General features: G+C 67.0%; 16 protein-coding genes and 2 tRNA genes. 2 read left to right on the top strand and 16 right to left on the bottom strand.

The window, feature by feature from the left end; translation table 11 throughout:
* Positions 1-91 precede the first annotated feature (91 nt).
* Positions 92-766 (top strand): vitamin K epoxide reductase family protein, encoded by a 675-nt coding sequence (locus AC5RW2_RS06930; protein ID WP_493999869.1) that lies wholly within the window; start codon positions 92-94, stop codon positions 764-766.
* Between the two features lie 126 nt (positions 767-892).
* On the opposite strand, the gene ndk is transcribed toward AC5RW2_RS06930, so the two are convergent.
* The 7 genes from ndk to AC5RW2_RS06895 all read right to left on the bottom strand — a co-directional run bounded on the left by ndk (position 893) and on the right by AC5RW2_RS06895 (position 8,818).
* Complete coding sequence (ndk, locus tag AC5RW2_RS06925; RefSeq protein ID WP_493977451.1) at positions 893-1,309, bottom strand: nucleoside-diphosphate kinase; 417 nt, start codon at positions 1,307-1,309, stop codon at positions 893-895.
* Between the two features lie 75 nt (positions 1,310-1,384).
* Positions 1,385-1,906, bottom strand: coding sequence for a DUF4233 domain-containing protein (locus AC5RW2_RS06920; protein ID WP_493999870.1), 522 nt, complete (start codon positions 1,904-1,906; stop codon positions 1,385-1,387).
* A gap of 8 nt (positions 1,907-1,914) precedes the next feature.
* Entirely contained in the window at positions 1,915-3,267 is a 1,353-nt protein-coding gene (locus AC5RW2_RS06915; protein WP_494073849.1) for a bifunctional folylpolyglutamate synthase/dihydrofolate synthase, read from the bottom strand.
* A 14-nt stretch (positions 3,268-3,281) separates the two neighbouring features.
* Complete coding sequence (ileS, locus tag AC5RW2_RS06910) at positions 3,282-6,563, bottom strand: isoleucine--tRNA ligase (protein WP_494073848.1); 3,282 nt, start codon at positions 6,561-6,563, stop codon at positions 3,282-3,284.
* Between the two features lie 503 nt (positions 6,564-7,066).
* A complete protein-coding gene (locus tag AC5RW2_RS06905) occupies positions 7,067-7,810 on the bottom strand; it encodes an SDR family oxidoreductase (protein ID WP_494073847.1) in 744 nt (247 codons plus the stop codon).
* 110 nt (positions 7,811-7,920) lie between these two features.
* Positions 7,921-8,232, bottom strand: a complete 312-nt coding sequence (locus AC5RW2_RS06900; protein WP_494073846.1) for a hypothetical protein — start codon at positions 8,230-8,232, stop codon at positions 7,921-7,923.
* 217 nt (positions 8,233-8,449) lie between these two features.
* Positions 8,450-8,818, bottom strand: coding sequence for a DUF488 domain-containing protein (locus tag AC5RW2_RS06895; RefSeq protein ID WP_494073845.1), 369 nt, complete (start codon positions 8,816-8,818; stop codon positions 8,450-8,452).
* 94 nt (positions 8,819-8,912) lie between these two features.
* Between AC5RW2_RS06895 and valS the strand changes: the two genes are divergently transcribed.
* Positions 8,913-11,537, top strand: a complete 2,625-nt coding sequence (valS, locus tag AC5RW2_RS06890; RefSeq protein WP_494073844.1) for a valine--tRNA ligase — start codon at positions 8,913-8,915, stop codon at positions 11,535-11,537.
* 442 nt (positions 11,538-11,979) lie between these two features.
* On the opposite strand, the gene AC5RW2_RS06885 is transcribed toward valS, so the two are convergent.
* The 9 genes from AC5RW2_RS06885 to AC5RW2_RS06845 all read right to left on the bottom strand — a co-directional run bounded on the left by AC5RW2_RS06885 (position 11,980) and on the right by AC5RW2_RS06845 (position 20,295).
* Positions 11,980-12,600 carry a mycothiol-dependent nitroreductase Rv2466c family protein gene (locus tag AC5RW2_RS06885; protein ID WP_493999877.1) on the bottom strand — a complete coding sequence of 207 codons (621 nt, stop codon included), beginning with the start codon at positions 12,598-12,600 and terminating at the stop codon, positions 11,980-11,982.
* A 120-nt stretch (positions 12,601-12,720) separates the two neighbouring features.
* On the bottom strand, positions 12,721-14,013 hold the full coding sequence (gene clpX, locus AC5RW2_RS06880) for an ATP-dependent Clp protease ATP-binding subunit ClpX (RefSeq protein ID WP_494026014.1): 1,293 nt from the start codon (positions 14,011-14,013) through the stop codon (positions 12,721-12,723).
* A 58-nt stretch (positions 14,014-14,071) separates the two neighbouring features.
* Positions 14,072-15,364, bottom strand: coding sequence for an ATP-dependent Clp protease ATP-binding subunit ClpX (clpX, locus tag AC5RW2_RS06875; RefSeq protein ID WP_493977441.1), 1,293 nt, complete (start codon positions 15,362-15,364; stop codon positions 14,072-14,074).
* Between the two features lie 202 nt (positions 15,365-15,566).
* On the bottom strand, positions 15,567-16,238 hold the full coding sequence (locus tag AC5RW2_RS06870; protein WP_493977440.1) for an ATP-dependent Clp protease proteolytic subunit: 672 nt from the start codon (positions 16,236-16,238) through the stop codon (positions 15,567-15,569).
* 40 nt (positions 16,239-16,278) lie between these two features.
* On the bottom strand, positions 16,279-16,893 hold the full coding sequence (locus tag AC5RW2_RS06865; protein ID WP_493999879.1) for an ATP-dependent Clp protease proteolytic subunit: 615 nt from the start codon (positions 16,891-16,893) through the stop codon (positions 16,279-16,281).
* 445 nt (positions 16,894-17,338) lie between these two features.
* Positions 17,339-18,799 (bottom strand): trigger factor, encoded by a 1,461-nt coding sequence (gene tig / locus AC5RW2_RS06860; RefSeq protein ID WP_494073843.1) that lies wholly within the window; start codon positions 18,797-18,799, stop codon positions 17,339-17,341.
* Positions 18,800-18,853: 54 nt separating this feature from the next.
* Positions 18,854-18,926 (bottom strand) — tRNA-Pro (locus AC5RW2_RS06855).
* A 141-nt stretch (positions 18,927-19,067) separates the two neighbouring features.
* Positions 19,068-19,138 (bottom strand) — tRNA-Gly (locus AC5RW2_RS06850).
* Positions 19,139-19,392: 254 nt separating this feature from the next.
* Entirely contained in the window at positions 19,393-20,295 is a 903-nt protein-coding gene (locus tag AC5RW2_RS06845; protein WP_493999881.1) for an Fpg/Nei family DNA glycosylase, read from the bottom strand.
* Positions 20,296-20,299: the final 4 nt, after the last annotated feature.

Below are 20,299 nucleotides of genomic sequence, written 5' to 3'. Positions count from 1 at the left end.
ATGTGGGGCTGCTGTTAGCCACGATCATTCTCTCACACCGGGTGCGATTTAGTGAGTAATGGGCGTTCTCTCCGGCGTAGAATCGAGCCACATGCCCCCTAGCCCGAGGAACACGGTGCAGACCCACGCGCAGACCTCCACATCCCCGGCCGCGACAGCGCCCGGCCAACTCCCGGACAGCGGGGTTCCCGGCGTTGCCCGGGAGAAACCCTTCGCGTGGCTGCTGCTGGCCACCGGTGTTGTCGGCTGGATCATGTCCGGCATCCTGGTCCTGGAGCGGCTGGCCACCTACGAAAATCCGGGCCATGTGACCAGCTGCGACATCAACCCGTGGGTCTCCTGCGGCAAGGTGTTCCTGCACTGGCAGGCCGGGCTCTTCGGCTTCCCCAACCCGCTGATCGGGATCGTCGCCTTCGCGGTTCCCATCACGACGGCGGTGGCGATCCTTGCGGGGGCGCGGTTCCGCCGGTGGTACTGGATGGGACTGCAGGCCGGCGTCACGCTGGGCTTCGTCTTCGTCGTCTGGTTGTGGAGCCAGGCGCTCTACGACATCCACATCCTGTGCCTGTACTGCATGGGCGTGTGGGCCGCCATGATCCCGATGCTGGTGCACACCACGGCGCGGAACCTGGCGCACGGCGTGATCAAGGCGCCCGCGGCGGTGGTCCGTTTTGCCGGCAGCTGGGCCTGGACCCTGACCGCCCTGCTGTGGATCGTGACCGCCGGGACGATCTTCCTGGCCTTCATCGACGCCTTCCTGGGCTGACCGGGACCGTCTTCCCGGGCTGGCCGGGACAGCTTGGACTCGCCGCGATTGCCTTCCCGGGCTGCACCCGGATAAACCAGAGGCCGCGTCCCCGTCGGGGGCCGCGGCCTCTGCTGCTTCAGGGGTCTAGGAGAACCAGATCCCGATCTCGCGCGCGGCGGACTCGGGCGAGTCGGAACCGTGCACGAGGTTTTGCTGCACCTTCACGCCCCAGTCGCGGCCGAAGTCGCCGCGGATCGTCCCGGGGGCGGCGGTGGTGGGATCGGTGGTGCCGGCCAGCGACCGGAAGCCCTCGATCACCCGGTGCCCCTCGAACACGGCGGCGGCGACCGGGCCGGAGAGCATGAACTCGACCAGCGGCTCGTAGAACGGCTTGCCGACGTGCTCTTCGTAATGCTGCTCCAGCAGTTCGCGGGTGGCGTTGACCAGCTTCAGTTCGACCAGCGTGTAGCCCTTGGCCTCGATGCGGGCCAGGATGCTGCCGGTGAGACCGCGGGACACGCCGTCGGGCTTGACCAGTACCAGTGTGCGTTCAACGCTCACAATTTCTCCTCATTCGCTTCACGATTAGCTCCGAAAACCCCGTTCAATCCTAACGGGACGCGCGGGCAGCGCAGGTCAGCGCCCGGCGTCGTCCGCAGCGCCGGCCTCCGGGCCACCGGCGGTTCCCTCCGCGGCGCCGGCCCCGGTGCCGTCCCCGGTGCCGGCCTCCGGGCCATGCCGGCGTTCCCATTCCGCCTGTTCCGCGTCGCGCTGCGCGTTCTCGCGGTCCAACCGGCCGCCCGTGCGCACGGCGTACCACCAGGACAGCGCGAACAGCACGCCGACGACGAACATCACCGGTTCGACGATGCCGGTGGCGATCAGGAGCACCTGCATCGCCCAGCCGACGGCGTAGCCGGACGGGCGGCGGAGCAGGGCACAGCAGAGCACGAGCAGGACGCTCAGGCCGATCCCGAGCCCGAGGATCAGCGCCGGCGGCACGTCGTCCCGGTAGAGCCCGAACACCACCAGCGTGGCGAAGAAGGCGACGAAGGCTTCCAGCAGCAGCACGGTGGAGGCGAACATCGTCTTGATCGAGCGCCGTTTTTTCGGCATGTCCGGACGCCACTCGCGCTGGGCTTTGGTCAGTTTGGCCATGGATCTTGTTACTTTCCTAGCAGGATGCGGGCGTCGGCGACCAGGGTGATGGACCCGGTGATCAGCACGCCGCCGGCGAGGTCGTTGTCGGCTTCGGCCCGGCCGACGGCCCATTCGATCGCGTCGTCGAGCCGGGGCGCGATGTGCACGGCGTCCTCGGGGAAACCGGCCGCCAAGGCATCCTCGGCCAACTGCTCGGCGGGAATGGCCCGCGGCGAGTTGGACTCGGTGACGCAGATTTCGTCGGTGAGGTCGCGGAGCTGCTCGCGCAGCTGGGCCAGCAGGCCGACGGCGTCCTTTTCCTGCAGGACGCCGACCACCGGGATGAGCTTCGTGAAGTTGAACGCCTCCAGGATGGCCTGCGCGCTGGCCTTCATCCCGTCGGGGTTGTGGGCGGCATCCACGATGATCGTCGGCGCTGTGCGCACTACTTCCAGCCGGCCCGGCGAGGTCACCTCCAGGAACGCCTCGCGCAGGACTTCCACGTTGAGTTCCTTTTCGCCGCCGCCGAGGAACGCTTCCAGCGCGGCCACGGCGACCGCCGCGTTCTGGGCCTGGTGCGCGCCGTGCAGGGGCAGCAGCAGGTCCTGGTAGCGGCCTGCCAGCCCGTTGATGGTCAGCTGCTGGCCGCCGACGGCGACCTTGCGGGACTCGACCCCGAACTCCACGCCTTCGAAGCGGAAGGGCACCTGAAGGTCCCGCGCCTGTTCCAGCAGCACCTGGGCTGCGTCCAGTGGCTGGGCCGCGCTGACCAGGTAGCCGCCGCGCTTGATGATCCCGGCCTTCTCCCGGGCAATGTCCTCGGTGGTGTCGCCGAGCAGGTCGGTGTGGTCCAGCGAGATCGGGGTGATCACGGAGACCTGGCCGTCCACCACGTTCGTGGCGTCGGTGATGCCGCCCAGGCCAACCTCGATCACCGCCACCTCCACCGGCTCGTCGGCGAAGATGGCGATGGCCAGGATGGTCACGCACTCGAAGTAGGTCAACCGGGGTGCGCCCTCGGCGTCCAGTTCCTGGTCGACGATTTCCAGGTATGGCCGGATTTCGTCCCAGACCCGCACGAACGTCTCGTCGGCAACGGGCTCGCCGTCGATGCTGATCCGTTCGGTCACCTTGGACAGGTGCGGGCTGGTGTAGCGGCCGGTCCGCAGCCCGTGCGCCCGCAGCCCGGCCTCGATGATCCGGGCCGTGGAGGTCTTGCCGTTCGTGCCGGTCAGGTGGATGCTGGCGAAGGCCTTGTTCGGTTCGCCGAGGATGTCCATCGCCCGGAACAGCGGTTCCATGCGCGGTTCCATCTTGTTTTCCGGGGCGCGGCCCAGCAGTTCCGCGTAGACGCTCTCGACGCCGAATTCATCACTCATGGTTTGGTGCCCCTTCAGGATCCGGCTTTTTCCACGGACACGGCGTCGCCGTCCCCGGCCACCAGGACGAGGTCCACGGTGAGGGTTTCCTGCGAGACCAGCCCCTGGTGCAGGGTCAGCGCGTCCAGGACGGACTGGTCGGCCGTCACCGTGGTGCGGATGCGGTCGCTGACCACCAGTCCGGCATCCTTGCGGGCCTGCTGGATGGTGCGCACGTAGTCGCGGGCCACGCCCTCGGCCTCCAGTTCGGCGGTCACGGTGGTATCCAGCACCAGGAACCCGCCGCCGGGCAGCATGGTGACGGCGGCGCCGGCCGCGGCGTCCCCGGACACGACGGTTTCCAGGGAGTACTCCGACGGCTCGAGCAGCAGTCCCCCGGCGGTGACGGCGCCGGCGTCGTCCACCGACCAGTCACCGGATTTGGCGGCCTTGATGGCCTGCTGCACATTCTTGCCCAGCCGCGGGCCGGCCGCACGGGCGTTGACCACCAGCTTCTGCGAGATGCCGAACTCTTCCGGGGCGGCGTCGGCGGCGTCGATCAACCGGACCGACTTGATGTTCAGCTCGTCCTGGATCATCACGGCGTACTGGCCGGAGAGCCGCTCGGCGCCCGGCACCACCACGGTCAGCGAGGCCAGCGGCAGCCGCACGCGCAGGTTCGCGGCCTTGCGCAGGCTCGAGCCGGAGGAGCAGATCTGCCGGGTGGCGTCCATCAGTTCCACGAGTTCGGCCAGCTGCGGGAACTCGCCGGCGTCGGGCAGGTCAGTCAGGTGGACGGAACGCCCGCCGGTCAGCCCGCGCCAGATCTCCTCGGTGACCAGCGGCAGCAGCGGGGCCGCCACGCGGCAGACTGCCTCCAGCGCGGTGTAGAGCACGTCGAACGCGTCGCGGTCCTCGTCGAAGAACCGCTGGCGGGAGCGGCGGACGTACCAGTTGGTCAGGGTGTCCAGGTACTCGCGCAGCGCGTCGCAGGCGCCGGAGACGTCGTAGGCATCGAGCGCGGCCGTCATGTCGCGGACCAGGTCCCCGGTGTTGGCCAGGATGAACTGGTCCAGGGACTCCATGCCCTTGATCCGTTCGGTATCGCCGAGGACGGAGACGGCCTCATGCCCTGCCCCGTTGTTCGCGGAGTTGGTGTAGAGCTTGAAGAAGTGCCACACGTTCCACAGCGGCAGCATCACCTGGCGGACGCCGTCGCGGATGCCCTGCTCGGTGACGATCAGGTTGCCGCCGCGCAGGATCGGGGAGGCCATCAGGAACCAGCGCATGGCGTCGGAGCCGTCGCGGTCCAGGACCTCGGACACGTCCGGGTAGTTGCGCAGGCTCTTGGACATCTTCTGCCCGTCGGAGCCGAGCACGATGCCGTGGCTGATCACGTTGCGGAAGGCCGGGCGGTCGAACAGCGCGGTCGCGAGCACGTGCATGGTGTAGAACCAGCCACGCGTCTGGCCGATGTACTCCACAATGAAGTCGGCCGGGTTGTGGCTGTCGAACCAGTCCTTGTTCTCCATCGGGTAGTGCACCTGGGCGTAGGGCATCGAACCGGAGTCGAACCAGACGTCGAGCACGTCCTCCACGCGGCGCATCATGGACTGGCCGGTCGGGTCGTCCGGGTTGGGCCGGACCAGCTCATCGATGTACGGGCGGTGCAGGTCGACCTCGCCGTCGTGGTTGCGCGGCAGGGTGCCGAACGCTTCCTCCAGCTCGGCCAGCGAGCCGTACACCTCGCGGCGCGGGTAGTCCGGGTTGTCCGATTCCCACACCGGGATGGGCGAACCCCAGAAGCGGTTGCGGCTGATGGACCAGTCGCGGGCGTTCTCCAGCCACTTGCCGAACTGGCCGTCCTTGACGTTTTCCGGGATCCAGTTGATCTGCTGGTTCAGCTCGACCATGCGGTCCTTGAACTTGGTGACCTCCACGTACCAGGAGGAGATGGCGCGGTAGATCAGCGGCGTGCGGCAGCGCCAGCAATGCGGGTAGCTGTGCTCGTAGCTGGCCTGGCGGACCAGCCGGCCGTCGGCCTTCAGCACCCGGGTGATCGGTTTGTTCGCCTCGAACACCTGCACGCCGGCGATCTCGGCCAGCGGGCCCTCGGCGAAGTAGGGCAGGAACTTGGCGCCCTCGTCCACGGAGACGATCACGGGGATGCCGTTGTCTTCGCAGACCTTCTGGTCGTCTTCGCCGAACGCCGGCGCCTGGTGGACCAAGCCCGTGCCGTCGGTGGTGGTCACGTAGTCGGCCACGACGATCTGCCATGCGTTGCCGGTGCCCCACTTCGCGGCGTCCGCGTAGTGGTCCCAGAGCGGCTCGTAGCGCAGCCCGGCCAGCTGGGCGCCCACGTACCGGGCCGCCACCGCCTCGGTGGCGGCAGCGGCGTCGTCGTACCCCAGGTCCTTGGCGTAGGAGCCCAGCAGGTCCTCCGCCACCAGGAACTTCTCCCCCGCGGCCTGCGTCCCGTTGGGGCCGGCCGGCAGCACCGCGTAGCTGATCTCGGGCCCGACGGCGAGGGCTGCGTTGGTGGGCAGCGTCCACGGCGTGGTGGTCCAGGCCAGCGCGTTGACGCCGGCTAGCTCCGCCGCCAGCGCGTTGTCCGACCCGTCGGCGCGGATCGGGAAGGTGACCGTGACCGTCTGGTCTTGGCGCATCTTGTAGACGTCGTCGTCCATCCGCAGCTCGTGGTTGGACAGCGGCGTCTCGTCCCGCCAGCAGTACGGCAGCACGCGGAAGCCCTGGTAGGTCAGGCCCTTTTCGTGCAGCTGCTTGAAGGCCCAGAGGACCGACTCCATGTACTCGACGTTGAGGGTCTTGTAGTCGTTCTCGAAATCCACCCAGCGGGCCTGGCGGGTGACGTAGTTCTGCCATTCGTCGGCGTACTTCATCACGGAGGTGCGGCAGGCGTCGTTGAACTTGTCGATGCCCATGGACAGGATCTGCTGCTTGTCCGTCATGCCCAGCTGCTTCATGGCTTCCAGCTCGGCCGGCAGCCCGTGCGTGTCCCAACCGAAGCGGCGCTCCACCTTGTGGCCGCGCTGGGTCTGGTAGCGGGCCACCAGGTCCTTGACGTACCCGGTGAGCAGGTGGCCGTAGTGCGGCAGGCCGTTGGCGAAGGGCGGGCCGTCGTAGAAGACGAACTCGTTGCTGCCGTCGCTGCCGGCGTCGCGGGCATCGACGGAGGCCTGGAAGGTGCCGTCCTGCTGCCAGTATTTGAGCACCAGCTCCTCGATCTCGGGGAACTTAGGCGAGCTCTCGGCAGCGGCAGCGCCGGCGGTGGAAGCCTTGGGATAGATCTGTGGCATGTTCGTCATCCTGGAAAGACAGCTCGGCAAGTGTGGGTACTTCTGCGAGGACGTGCCCTGCTCCGGTGCCTCCGGTGCGGCTGAAAAAGCCTCACCGTGCTGCCGGGGCGGAACCCGCGGTACCACCTCACTTGCCGGCCTGATGCGCCGGAACCGGCGCAAAGGGACAGCCACTCATTCGCTGCTGTGACGGGCATACCCGTCCGGTTCTACTGGGCCCAGGATGTTGGCCTGGGCTGTTCTTCCGGAAGCTCACCGGTGATGGCCGGGTCAGCGCTGATGACTCAAGTTTACGGCCCCGGCGGCGCGGCTGTCGAAACGCGGGCGAAAAGCCGGCTTTGTTCGCGGATGTCGTGTTTGTCCCGCGGTTGGCCGACGCGCCTTTGCGCCCCCCCATGCGCGCGGTCGTGAAGCGACGTCAGGTTTCGGATCAGCGCCAACTTCGGGCCTGAGCCAGGCGTCCACGGTACAGAGAAAGGGGAATCGCCAGGCTTTGGCGCTTGCTACTTCCTGATCAGCTTGTGCGCGGCCGCCTGTGCCACCGGGCGCATGACAATCTGGTCAAGGTTCACGTGGTGCGGGAGGTTGAGCGAATAGGCCACGACGTCGGCGACGTCCTCGGCGAGCAGCGGCTTCTCCACGCCGGAATAGACCTTGTCCGCAGCCGTCTGGTCGCCGCCAAGGCGGTTGAGCGAGAACTCTTCGGTCTGCACCAAGCCCGGCAGGATGTCGATCACCCGCACATTGTGTTCGGCTTCTTCCAGTCGCAGCGTGCCGGCCATGGAATGCTGGGCGAACTTGGCAGCCACGTAGCCGCCGCCCCCTTCGTAGGCCACGATGCCTGCCGTGGATGTCAGCAGCACCACCGAGCCTTCGCCGTTCTCTCGCAAGGCGGGCAGGAAAGCCTGGATCATCCGCAGCGAGCCGAGCACGTTGACGTCGTACATCTTCTCCCAGTCAGCGAACTTGCCCTCGGCGATCGAGTCCACTCCGAAGGCGCCGCCGGCGATGTTTACCAGAGCGTCTATCCCGCCGCCCTCGAGCACCTCGGCCACCAACTGGTCGACGGAGTCTTGGTCGGTCACATCGCCGGGCATCGCAACAGCACCGGTTTCTTCGGCGAGCGCGGCAAGCCTGTCCGCGCGGCGGGCCACCGCCACCACGTCCCAGCCACTGCTACAAAGCGCCCTTACGGTGGCTGCCCCGATACCCGAACTTGCTCCGGTTACTACTGCGCGCTTGGTCATGAAACCCAGCGTAACGGCAGACACAGAGAGGCCGAAGAACGTCTCAGGCGAACGAAGGTTAGGCAAGCGCCGGGCCGGACCGGTGGCGGGCCTCGTTTCGCCTGTCCGGCCTAGCGGCTGATGACGAGGGGCTTCACGGGCACCGCGCACGACGCCCGCGCCAGGGTGATGACAGGGGGTTCTGCGGTTCGGTTGTTCCGGCCGGTGTCATCGCACCAGTCGACGTTATAGGGCATCGCCGTGACCGAGGCTTCGCCGGCCGCAATTTCGGTGGGGACCGTGAATGTGTAGGTGAAACCGCCGCCGTCGTTCATGGCAGCGGTTTCGCGGACGACTTCTGCGCCGGAAGCGTCGGCCACCATCACTTCGATCTGGGCGTCGCTGCCGTACCGCGGGTTACAGTCGGCGTCCGGCGCTGACACCGCCACGGTTTGCCCCGGACTCGCCTCCGCGGGGCTTACCGAATACTCCGGCGGCAAACACGGCGGGGCCGCGAACCCGGTGAAAGCCCCGCAGCCCGACAGGGCAGCGCCCAAAACCGCCGCACCCACCAACCCCAGGACGGCAGGGCGCCAAGTGCAGCAGCGCTGCCCGCCCCCTGCACCAAGCGACCCGGGGACCCCCATCCAGCGGGCCATGTCAGCCGGCTTCCCCGCCGAGTTCTTCCAGGATCAGGTCCCGCAGCACCGCCGCCTGGTTGTGCGTCTCATCCTTGGCCCCATAAAGCAGGCAAAGCTTCGGATGCTCGCGGGCCAGTTCCAGCAAGCGCTGCAGCGCCTCGGAACCGTCCAGCTCCTTCCGGTACGCCACCGTAAACGCTTCGAACTTCTCGGGCTGGTGGCTGAACTCCTTGCGCAACTCGGCGGATGTTCCCGCTTCCTTCAGCCAGAGGTCCAGCCCTGCCGCATCCTTCTTGATGCCTCGTGGCCAGATCCGGTCCACCAGCACGCGGTAGCCGTCGCCGTCGTCGGCCGGTTCGTAGACCCGCTTGATCTGAACGTCCGTCATAGCCGCATGCTACGCGAGGCGGGCCGAGGCAGGTAGGTTGCGCCGCCGTCGTGCAGAATCTTCATTCCCTGCCCGGCATGAAAGAATGGCCAGCATGGCAGAACATACCCCGGGCACAGACACGCCCGTTACCGTTAACGTTCCCGACAAGCCCGCCCTCGAAGGCCTTGAGGACGCCCTGACCCGGCGCTGGCGCGAGGAGGGGACCTACAAGTTCAATCCCGAAACCACGCGGGAGCAGGTCTACTCGATCGACACTCCCCCGCCGACGGCTTCGGGCTCGCTGCATGTGGGACACATGTTCTCCTACACACAGACGGACGTGCTGGCCCGCTACCAGCGGATGCGCGGCAAGAACGTGTTCTACCCGATGGGCTGGGACGACAACGGCCTGCCCACCGAGCGCCGGGTGCAGAACTACTACGGCGTCCGCTGCGACCCGTCTGTGGCGTACGACCCGGACTACCAGCCGCCGGCCACGCCGGCGAAGAACCAGCGAGATTTCGACGTCGTCTCGCGCCGGAACTTCATCGAGCTCTGCGAAACCCTGGCGGTGGAGGACGAGAAGGTCTTCGAGAACCTCTTCAGCACCCTTGGCCTGTCGGTGGACTGGGATCTGACCTACCGGACCATCGATGACGTGTCCCGCTCCGTTTCCCAACGGGCCTTCCTGGCCAACCTGACCTCCGGCGACGCCTACATGGCCGAGGCCCCCACGCTCTGGGATGTCACGTTCCGCACCGCCGTGGCGCAGGCCGAGCTCGAGGACCGGGAGATGCCCGGCGCCTACTACCGCTACGCCTTCGAAACCGCCGACGGCGAAAAGGTCCACATCGAGACCACCCGCCCCGAACTGCTGCCCGCCTGCGTGGCACTGGTGGCCAACCCCGACGACGAGCGCTACCAGAAGCTCTTCGGCACCACCGTTAAGTCCCCGCTGTTCGGCGTGGAGGTGGAGGTCAAGGCCCACCCGCTGGCCAAGCCCGACAAGGGCGCGGGCATCGCGATGGTCTGCACCTTCGGCGACCTGACCGACGTGACGTGGTGGCGGGAACTGCAGCTGCCCACCCGCTCCATCGTGGGCCGCGACGGGCGCATCATTGCCGACACCCCGGAGTGGATCACCACCGAGGAAGGCAAGGCGAACTACGCCGAGCTGGCCGGCAAGACCGTTTTCTCCGCCAAGGAGAAGATCGTGGAGCTGCTGTCCGAGGCCGGCGAACTGGACGGCGAGCCCCAGAAGATGACCCACCCGGTCAACTTCTACGAAAAGGGCGACAAGCCGCTGGAGGTCGTCACCTCACGGCAGTGGTACATCCGCAACGGCGGCCGCGACGCGGACCGGCGGGAACGGCTGATCAGCCGGGGGCGGGAGATCGAATTCCATCCGGCGTTCATGCGCTCGCGCTACGAAAACTGGATCGAAGGCCTTAACGGCGACTGGCTCATTTCCCGCCAGCGCTTCTTCGGCGTGCCGATCCCGGTCTGGTACCCGCTGGACGCCTCCGGCAACCCCGACTACGACAACCCGGTCGTGCCCTCCGACGAGATGCTGCCGGTGGACCCTGCCGCTGACCCCGCTCCGGGCTACGAGGAGTCGCAGCGCAACCAGCCCGGCGGCTTCATCGGCGACGCCGATGTGCTCGACACCTGGGCCACGTCCTCGCTGTCGCCGCAGATCGTGGGCAAGTGGAGCCGGGACGAGTCGTTCTTCAACAACGTCTTCCCGTTCGACCTGCGCCCGCAGGGCCACGACATCATCCGCACCTGGCTGTTCTCCACCGTGGTGCGCGGCGACTCGCTGAACAGCTGCGCGCCGTGGAAGCACGCGGCGCTCTCCGGCTGGATCCTGGACCCGGACCGCAAGAAGATGTCGAAGTCCAAGGGCAACGTGGTGGTCCCCACCGACGTGCTGGACCAGTTCGGCGCGGACGCGGTGCGCTACTGGGCGGCCTCGGCGAAGCTGGGTGCGGACACCGCCTACGAGGTCGCGCAGATGAAGATCGGCCGCCGCCTGGCCATCAAGCTGCTGAACGCTTCCAAGTTCGTGCTGAACCTGGGTGCCACCGAGGCTTCGGTGCTTGCCGAGGACGACGCCGTGGTTACCAACCCGTTGGACAAGTCGCTGCTGGGCCAGCTGGCCGAGGTGGTGGAGACCGCGACGGCCGCGTTCGAGAAGTACGACCATGCGCGCGCCCTGCAGGTCACCGAAAGCTTCTTCTGGTCCTTCACCGACGACTACGTCGAGCTGATCAAGGACCGCGCCTACGGTGCCGCCGGCGAGGCGGAGCAGGCCTCGGTCCTGGCCACGCTGGCCACCACGCTCGACGCCCTGCTGCGTCTCTTCGCACCGTTCCTGCCCTTCGCCACAGAAGAGGTCTGGAGCTGGTGGCGCGCCGGCTCCGTGCACCGCGCCGAATGGCCGACGACGGCGGGGCTCGCTTCGATTGCCTCCGCCGCCGACACGGGGCTGCTCGGGACGGTCGGACAGGCGCTGGGCGGCATCCGCAAGGCGAAGTCCGAAGCCAAGGTCAAGCAGCGCACCGAGGTCCTCACCGCGACCATCACCGGATCGGCCGCACAGGTGGCCCAACTTCAGGCAGGGCTCGGCGACCTGAAGGCCGCCGGCAATGCGCGCGAGGTCCTGCTGAACGAGGCGGAGGGCGAGCTGACCGTCACGAAGGTCGAGCTGGCGGCCGCCGAGGCACCGGCCGAGTAGCAGGGCCACGGCCGGTCGGGCAGCAGAGGCTTGGCCGGCCCGATAGCTGCGTCAGGGCCTGCCCACTGGCTGGCTCCAGGCCGTTCGGCAGCCGGTTCCGGCCCGTTAACGAGGGGAAGCCCCATCAGCGTTTCGCCGTTGGTGGGGCTTCGACTCTTTGATCCAAAGGTGACGCTTTGGGTCTCGCGAACTCCGCCGATCTTCAGGTCTTCCGAGCCTCGTCACAGGCTGGCAGTTTGTGGAACTGGTCCACTACTTGTCACTGAATCTTTGGTGTTCGGTCCCGCATCTTTTGGGGGATGCGTATAGATATTTATACTCCTGCGCAAGCCGACACGCCATAGTTTCGTGAATTGTTTTCCGAAACCAGGGTGCGCCGGCCGGCGGCGTCTGGGTCCCGCGGACGACGCCCGCTTGAGGCGTTCGCTCCAGGTCCGAACGGTTAGTCGAACTCGGGGCTGGTGGTCCGGGAGCGCTTGATCTCGTAGAAGTACGGGAACTCGGCCAGGGCCACGGCGCCGTCGAAGATCTTTCCGGCGGTTTCGCCGCGCGGGATGCGGGTCAGCACCGGCCCGAAGAAGGCGGTGCCGTTGAAGGCCACGACGGGGGTGCCGACTTCGTCGCCCACCTTGGAGATGCCTTCTTCGTGGCTGGCGCGCAGCTGCTCGTCATATTCGTCGGAGGTGGCGAATCGGGCCAGGTCGGCGGGCAGGCCGACCTCTTCCAGCGCGGCGGCAGTCACGGCCTCATAGTCCTTGTTGCCCTCGTTGTGGATGCGGGTGCCCATGGCGTCGTAGAGCTTCCCCACGTAGGCCTCGCCGTGCAGTTCGCGGGCGGCGATGATCACGCGGACCGGGCCCCACGCCTTCTTCAGGAATTCCTTGTACTCCTCCGGCAGCTCGTCGCGGCCGTCGTTGAGCACGGCCAGGCTCATCACGTGCCAGTCGACCTTGACGTCGCGGACCTTCTCCACCTCCAGCATCCAGCGGGACGTGATCCAGGCGAACGGACAGGCCGGATCGAACCAGAAGTCAACGGTGGACGGCGCAGCGCTTTCAGACATACGGCAAGAGCTCCTTCTTGAGGACTGGTTATACGTACTGTTGTGGGTAACTGCCGCGCCAACGGTTTTGTTCCGCCGACCCGGCACGTGCCCGTGCAACGGTGCCCCCGAAACGGGCGGTCAGGCGGAATCGCGGCGGCGGATGGCTTCTACGTCGTGCGGGATGAGGGTGGGGTCCGCCCCGGTCAGGACCGTCTCGGCGGTAATCACGGCGGTGGCGATGTCGTCGCGGCCGGGCAGATCGAACATGATCGGCTGCAGCGTTTCTTCCATGATGGCCCGGAGGCCCCGCGCGCCGGTTCCGCGTTCCAGCGCCAGGTCGGCCACCGCTTCCAAGGCGTCCTGCTCGAAGGACAGCTCCACGCCATCCAGCTGGAACATCTTCTGGTACTGGCGGATCAGCGCGTTCTTCGGCTCGGTGAGGATCCGGATCAGCGCAGGCTTGTCGAGCTCGGCCACGGTGGTGATCACCGGCAGGCGGCCGATGAACTCCGGGATCAGCCCGAACTTGAGCAGGTCTTCGGGCATGACTTCGCCGTAGTTGTCCTGCTGGGCGACGGCGTCCTTGAGCGGGGCGCCGAAGCCGATGCCCTTGCGCCCGGCCCGCGAGCCAATGATCTCTTCCAGGCCGGCGAAGGCTCCGGCGACGATGAAGAGGATGTTGGTGGTGTCGATCTGGAGGAACTCCTGCTGCGGGTTCTTCCGCCCGCCCTGCGGCGGCACCGAAGCCACGGTTCCTTCCAGGATCTTCAGCAGGGCCTGCTGCACCCCTTCACCGGAGACGTCGCGGGTGATCGAGGGGCCCTCGCTCTTGCGGGTCACCTTGTCGATCTCGTCGATGTAGATGATGCCCTGCTCAGCCTTTTTGATGTCATTGCCGGCGGCCTGGATCAGCTTGAGCAGGATGTTCTCCACATCCTCGCCCACATAGCCGGCTTCGGTCAGCGACGTCGCGTCCGCCACCGCGAACGGCACGTTCAACTGGCGGGCCAGCGTCTGGGCCAGGTAGGTCTTGCCGCAGCCGGTGGGGCCGATCAGCAGGACATTCGACTTGGCGATTTCCACGTCCTGGAGTCCGCCGGCGGCGGCCAGGCCGGCGCTGCCCGGGGCGGCGTGGCCGGAGCGGATGCGCTTGTAGTGGTTGTACACGGCCACGGCCAAGGCACGCTTGGCCGGTTCCTGGCCGATCACATACTCCTGCAGGAAGCCATAGATTTCCCGGGGCTTGGGCAGCTCCAGCAGTTCGGAGGCGGCACCGGCGCCGAATTCTTCCTCCAGCAGTTCGTTGCACAGCCCGACGCATTCGTCGCAAATGTACACGCCGCCGCCGGCGATCAGCTTCTTCACCTGCTTCTGGCTCTTGCCGCAAAACGAGCACGTGAGCAGCTCTGCGCTTCCGCCGGTCCGGGCCATAGTGTGTCCCCTTGTCTGGTCCTCGATCGATCGTCCGGTGGTCCGGAGCAGTGCAGTGTCAGGCCGACTTGTTCCGGCGCTTGGCGACCACGTCGTGGGAGATCAGCGCCGGTTCCGCCTTGTTCAGCACCACGTCCGCGGTGATCACGACGGAGGCGATGTCCTCGCGGCTGGGCAGGTCGAACATGACCGGCTGCAGGGTCTCTTCGATGATCGCGCGCAGCCCGCGGGCGCCGGTGCCACGCTCCAGCGCGAGGTCCGCCACGGCCTCCAGCGCTTCCTGCTCGAAGCTCAGTTCCACGCCGTCCAGCTGGAACATCTTCTGGTACTGGCGCAGCAGGGCATTCTTCGGTTCGGTCAGGATCTTGATCAAGGCCGGGCGGTCCAGGTTGGAGACCGTGGTGATCACCGGCAGGCGGCCGATGAACTCCGGGATCAGGCCGAACTTCAACAGGTCTTCGGGCATGACCTCGCCGTAGCTGTCCTTCTCCCCCGCCGCGTCCTTGAGCGGGGCGCCGAAGCCGATCCCCTTGCGGCCGGCGCGCGAACCGATAATCTCCTCTAGCCCGGCGAAGGCGCCGGCGACGATGAACAGCACGTTGGTGGTGTCGATCTGGATGAATTCCTGGTGCGGATGCTTCCGGCCGCCCTGCGGCGGCACGGACGCGACCGTACCCTCGAGGATCTTCAGCAGCGCCTGCTGGACGCCCTCCCCGGAGACGTCCCGGGTGATGGACGGGTTCTCGCTCTTGCGCGAAATCTTGTCGATCTCGTCAATGTAGATGATGCCCTGCTCGGCCTTTTTCACGTCGTAATCGGCGGCCTGGATGAGCTTGAGCAGGATGTTCTCCACGTCTTCGCCCACGTAGCCGGCTTCGGTCAGCGCCGTGGCGTCCGCGACGGCGAACGGGACGTTCAGTCGGCGGGCCAGCGTCTGGGCCAGGTAGGTCTTGCCGCAGCCGGTGGGCCCGATCAGCAGGATGTTGGACTTGGAAACTTCCACGTCCTCCAGCGGGCTGGCATCGGAGAGGTTGGCGGTCCCCTTGGGCGCATGCCCGGACTGGATTCGCTTGTAGTGGTTGTAGACCGCCACGGCCAGCGCCCGCTTGGCCGGCTCCTGGCCGATCACGTACTCCTGCAGGAAGTCGAAGATCTCCCGCGGCTTGGGCAGTTCGAAGCTGCCCAGGTCCGACACCTCGGCCAGCTCCTCTTCGATGATCTCGTTGCAGAGCTCGATGCATTCGTCGCAGATGTACACGCCGGGGCCGGCGATCAGCTTGCGGACCTGTTTCTGGCTCTTGCCGCAGAAAGAGCACTTGAGCAGGTCAGCGCTCTCACCTATGCGAGCCATATCCGTCCCCTTACTTGGTCTACGTCGGCAGCTGTGTCGCGGCAGCTGCGCCGCCCGAATTATTGCCGGACAGACGCTGCGCCGCCGAGGCCAGCTGACAACAACTCTAATTCACTGCGCCGACAGTTTCAGTAACAACACTGCCCGCGGTGCGATATGACGCGCCACGGGCAGTGCAGGCATTGAGACTATTTTACGGTACTTACTTGGTGATCGCCGGTTTGTGGATCTTGCGGGAGTCGAGCACCTGGTCGATCAGCCCGTATTCCAGGGCACCCGCGGCCGTGAGGATCTTGTCCCGTTCGATGTCCTTGTTGACCTGCGCGGCGTCCTTGCCCGAATGCATGGCCAGCGCGTCTTCCAGCCACTTGCGCATCCGCATGACCTCGTCGGCCTGGATCTGCAGATCGGAGGCCTGGCCGTGTTCGCCGCCGCCCAGCGCCGGCTGGTGGATCAGCACGCGGGCGTTCGGCAGGGCCAGCCGCTTGCCAGGGGTGCCCGCTGCCAGCAGCACGGCCGCGGCACTGGCCGCCTGGCCCAGGCAGACGGTCTGGATTTCCGGGCGGATGTACTGCATGGTGTCGTAGATCGCGGTCATCGCGGTGAACGACCCGCCCGGCGAGTTGATGTAGATGGTGATGTCGCGGTCCGGGTCCGTCGACTCGAGGACCAGCAGCTGGGCCATGACGTCGTCGGCGGAGGCATCGTCGACCTGGACGCCCAGGAAGATGATCCGGTCCTCGAACAGCTTGGTGTAGGGGTCCTGGCGCTTGAAGCCGTAGGGCGTGCGCTCCTCGAACTGGGGCAGCACATAGCGGTTCTGCGGCATGTTGGCGGCGAAACCGCCGGCAGCGGCACCGAAGTTGTAGTCCATGAGATTCTCCTGCTTGTATTCGGGTCGGTGGCGCGTGGGCTCAGGAATCCTGGGAGGCGGAGCCGCCCTGGGTCCCGCCGCCGCCGGAAACGCCGCCGGCGTGGGCCGAAATCTTGTCGAAGAAGCCGTAGGCCAGGCCTTCCTCGGCCGTAAACCACTTGTCGCGGTCGTTGTCGATCAGGATCTGCTCCACCGACTGGCCGGTCTGCTCGGCGGTCAGTTCGGCCATGACCTGCTTCATATGCAGGATCAGCTCGGCCTGGATCTTGATGTCGGAGGCCGTGCCGCCGATGCCGCCGGAAGGCTGGTGCATCAGGATGCGCGCGTGCGGGGTGGCGTAGCGCTTGCCCTTGGTGCCCGAGGAGAGTAGGAACTGGCCCATGGAGGCCGCCAGGCCGGTGGCCACGGTCACCACGTCGTTCGGGATGAACTTCATGGTGTCGTAGATGGCCATCCCGGCGGTCACCGACCCGCCGGGCGAGTTGATGTAGAGGTAGATGTCCTTCTCCGGGTCCTCGGCCGAGAGCAGCAGCAGCTGCGAGCAGATGGCGTTGGCGTTCTCGTCGCGCACCTCGGAGCCCAGCCAGATGATGCGTTCTTTGAGCAGGCGGTTGTAGATGTAGTCTTCGCGGCTGGCCGCATCGACCGAAGCCATTCTCGGAGTGGCGGATTCATTCGACATGCTGAAATACCTCTCGCTTCTTCCCCGGGCGGTACCGTCACCGGTGGCCCTAAGGTCGTTTACCTACTTGGACAGTAACGTGTTCCGCTGCCCGATTCCTCCCGCACGGCGCGCTGTTCGCTGACGGCGCATCAGGCCCGTGACGGCGCGGGAAAACGCTCTGCCCGCAGCAGAAAATGACGACGGCGGAGCGACCTTTGGGGGCACACTCGGCCCGGGCGTGGGCCCGGTTCCACCGGCACGGCCGCCCCCGGTGATGGCGGGAAAGCGGCCCGGTTCCGCCGGCACTGCCGCCGTCGATCTGGGAGGAAACCGTTGCACCGGAGCCGGGCACCGTCGTCGTGCGCGGGAATTAAAGCGGCGGACCGCCGGTTCCCCAGGAAGGGATCCGGCGGTCCGTCCAGCGGCAGCGCCGCTACTACTTCTTCGGTGCGTCCTCGGCGGCCTCTTCGGCGGCGTCGGTGTCTTCGATCGACTCGGTGTCGGCAGCGTCCGCTTCGGCTTCTCCGGCTTCGGCTTCTCCGGCCTCGGCGTTGGCGGCCTCGGCCTCGGCGGCCTGGATCATGTCTTCGACGTTGGGCTCTTCCTCGCCGGCGGGGCGGACGAAGTCGCTCAGGTCCACCTCGTTGCCGTTGGTGTCGGTGACCTTGGCCAGCTCCAGCACCTTGGCCAGGGCCTTGCGGCGGCGGACCTCGCCCACCATCATGCCGACCTGGCCGGACTGGTCCAGCAGCTGCGCGAACTGGTTCGGATCCATGCCGTACTGGCCGGCGGAGGACACGATGTAGTCGATCAGCTCGGCCTGGCTGACGCCCAGCTCTTCCTTGTCGGCCACGGCGTCGAGCACGATTTCGTTGCGGAAGGCCTTCTCGGTGTTCTCGCGGACCTCGGCGCGGTGCTCCTCGGTGTCGTGGTCTTCACCGTGGCTGTTCTCCGGGCGGAAGTGCTGTTCCATCTGCTCTTCGACGACGGAGTCCGGAACCGGAACCTCGACCAGTTCCATCAGCTTGTCCAGCACCTTGTCGCGGGCCTCGACGCCCTGCTCCATAATCTTGGCGTCGGCGGCCTGCTTGGCGAGGTCTTCCTTCAGCTCGGCAATGGTGTCGAACTCGCTGGCCAGCTGGGCGAAGTCGTCGTCGGCCTCGGGAAGCTCGCGCTCCTTGACGGCCTTGACCTTCACGGTGACCGTGGCGTCCTTGCCGGCGTGCTCGCCGCCGGCAAGCTTGGTCTCGAAGGTGGCGTCCTCGCCGGCGCTCAGCGCGGTAACGGCTTCGTCCAGGCCCTCCAGCATGGTGCCGGCGCCCACCTGGTAGGACAGGTCCGCGGCGGAGTCCACCTCTTCGCCGTCCACCTTGGCGGACAGGTCCATGGTGATGAAGTCGTCGGCAACGGCCGGACGGTCAACGCTCTTCAGGGTGCCGAAGCGGCCGCGCAGGTCGTCCAGCGCCTTCTGGATGTCTTCCTCGGAAGCCTCGGTAGCTTCGACGGTGACCTCGAGGCCGGCGTACTCGGGCAGCTCGATCTCGGGGCGGACATCGACCTCGACGTGGAAGGCGAGCTGGCCCTCGGTGGCGGCCGGGTCGGGAACCTCGGTGATTTCAACCTCGGGGCGGCTCAGCGGGCGGATGCCGGTCTCTTCGACGGCGCCCTGGTAGAAGCCGTTCAGCCCCTCGTTAATCGCCGTCTCGATCACGTAGCCGCGGCCGACGCGCTGGTCGATCAGCTTCGCCGGAACCTTGCCCTTGCGGAAGCCCGGAACCTGGATCTGGCTCGCGATGGTCTTGTACGCCGCGTCGATGCTGGGCTTCAGTTCCTCAAAGGGGACCTCAACATTGAGCTTGACCCGGGTAGGGGTGAGGTTTTCGACAGCGCTCTTCACAGCGTTAGAACTCCTGATTGCTATTGGGGTTAAATCTGCACCAAGAATACAGAGTCGGGGCGACAGGACTCGAACCTGCGATCTCCTGCTCCCAAAGCAGGCGCGCTAGCCACTACGCTACGCCCCGTAGTGCACACGCAAGTCTACGGGCATACCCGGCCTGCGGCACAATCACCGTGCAACCGGACGCCGCCAGCACACGTCGTCGCATGACTGAATCGGCTGCGAACAGAAAAGGCGGCCCGTGCCGGACCGCCTCCCTGACGCGAGGGGATGACGGGAATCGAACCCGCGTAATCAGTTTGGAAGACTGAGGCTCTACCATTGAGCTACATCCCCGAGGACGATGAAACTTTAGCACGAGGGCGGGCCCGTTCGACAAATCGGAGGGCGCCGCGACGCGGCGGAAACCGGGCGCCGCGACGCGGCTGAAACCATGCGCCCCTACCCTGACGCATCCGTTGCAGGGTAAATCGTCGAGAGCAGGGGCTATGGACCCTGCGTTGGCCGATAAACCCTGCAATGGCCGAAAATTCGGGGGGCAAGGGCGGGCGCGCCGGCGGCGCAGGGAGGCAGGCTGCGGCCCGAACGCTTCAGGCCCGCTGGCAGGTTGGGCACCAGTACAGCTTGCGGGCGGCCATGTCCGTGACGGCGACCGGCGTGCCACACAGCCGGCACGGCATCCCCTGCCGCTTGTACACGTAGTGGGCGTTGTCCGGCCAGACCGGCAGCGAGCGGCCGACGGCCTCGGCGTCGCGGTGTTCGGGGCGGGTGGTGATGATCTTGCCGTCGCGGACTCCGTCGCGCATGACGGCCTCGATGTCCGCCCACAACAGCGCCGCTTCCGCAGGCGGGACCCGTTGGCCGGGCAGCCACGGGTTCAGCCCGCGGCGGAACAGGGTCTCCGCGCGGTAGACGTTCCCGACCCCGGCCACCACGTTCTGGTCCATCAGCAACTGCCCCACCGCGGTGCGCTTCGCGGTCAGCCGGCGGACGAACTCGGCGCCGCGGTCCGCCGCGTCCTGCAGCGGGTCCGGCCCCAGTTTGCCGACGACGGCGGACGCCTCCGCGGGCGTGAGCACCTCGCAGGCGGTGGGGCCGCGCAGGTCGGCCCAGCCGTGGGCCGACACCAGCCGGACGCGCACCTGGCCCACCGGCTCCGGCGGGCCGGAGTACGCGGCCGGCGCATCGTCGTCGTACGTTTCCTGCTCCCCCACCCGGCGCGGCGCCCCGATGCTGGAGGCGCCGCGGAAGCTCTCGTCCCCGCCGAAGCTCCACGCCCCGTAGAGGCCCAGGTGCACGCGCAGGACGAGGCCGTTGTCGAACTCCAGGAACAGCTGCTTGCCGTGTGCACGGGCGGCCAGCAGCCGCGCCCCGTCGAGTCGGGCGGCGCCGGCGGCGAAGCGGCCCTGCGGGCTGGACACGGCGAGGCGCCGGCCGGCGAAAACGTCCTGGAACTGGCGGGCCAGGCGGTGGACGGAATGGCCTTCTGGCATGACC

The organism is Arthrobacter sp. B0316-1-20 (genome assembly GCF_059091865.1).
This window is presented reverse-complemented; position numbering and strand designations above follow the sequence as displayed.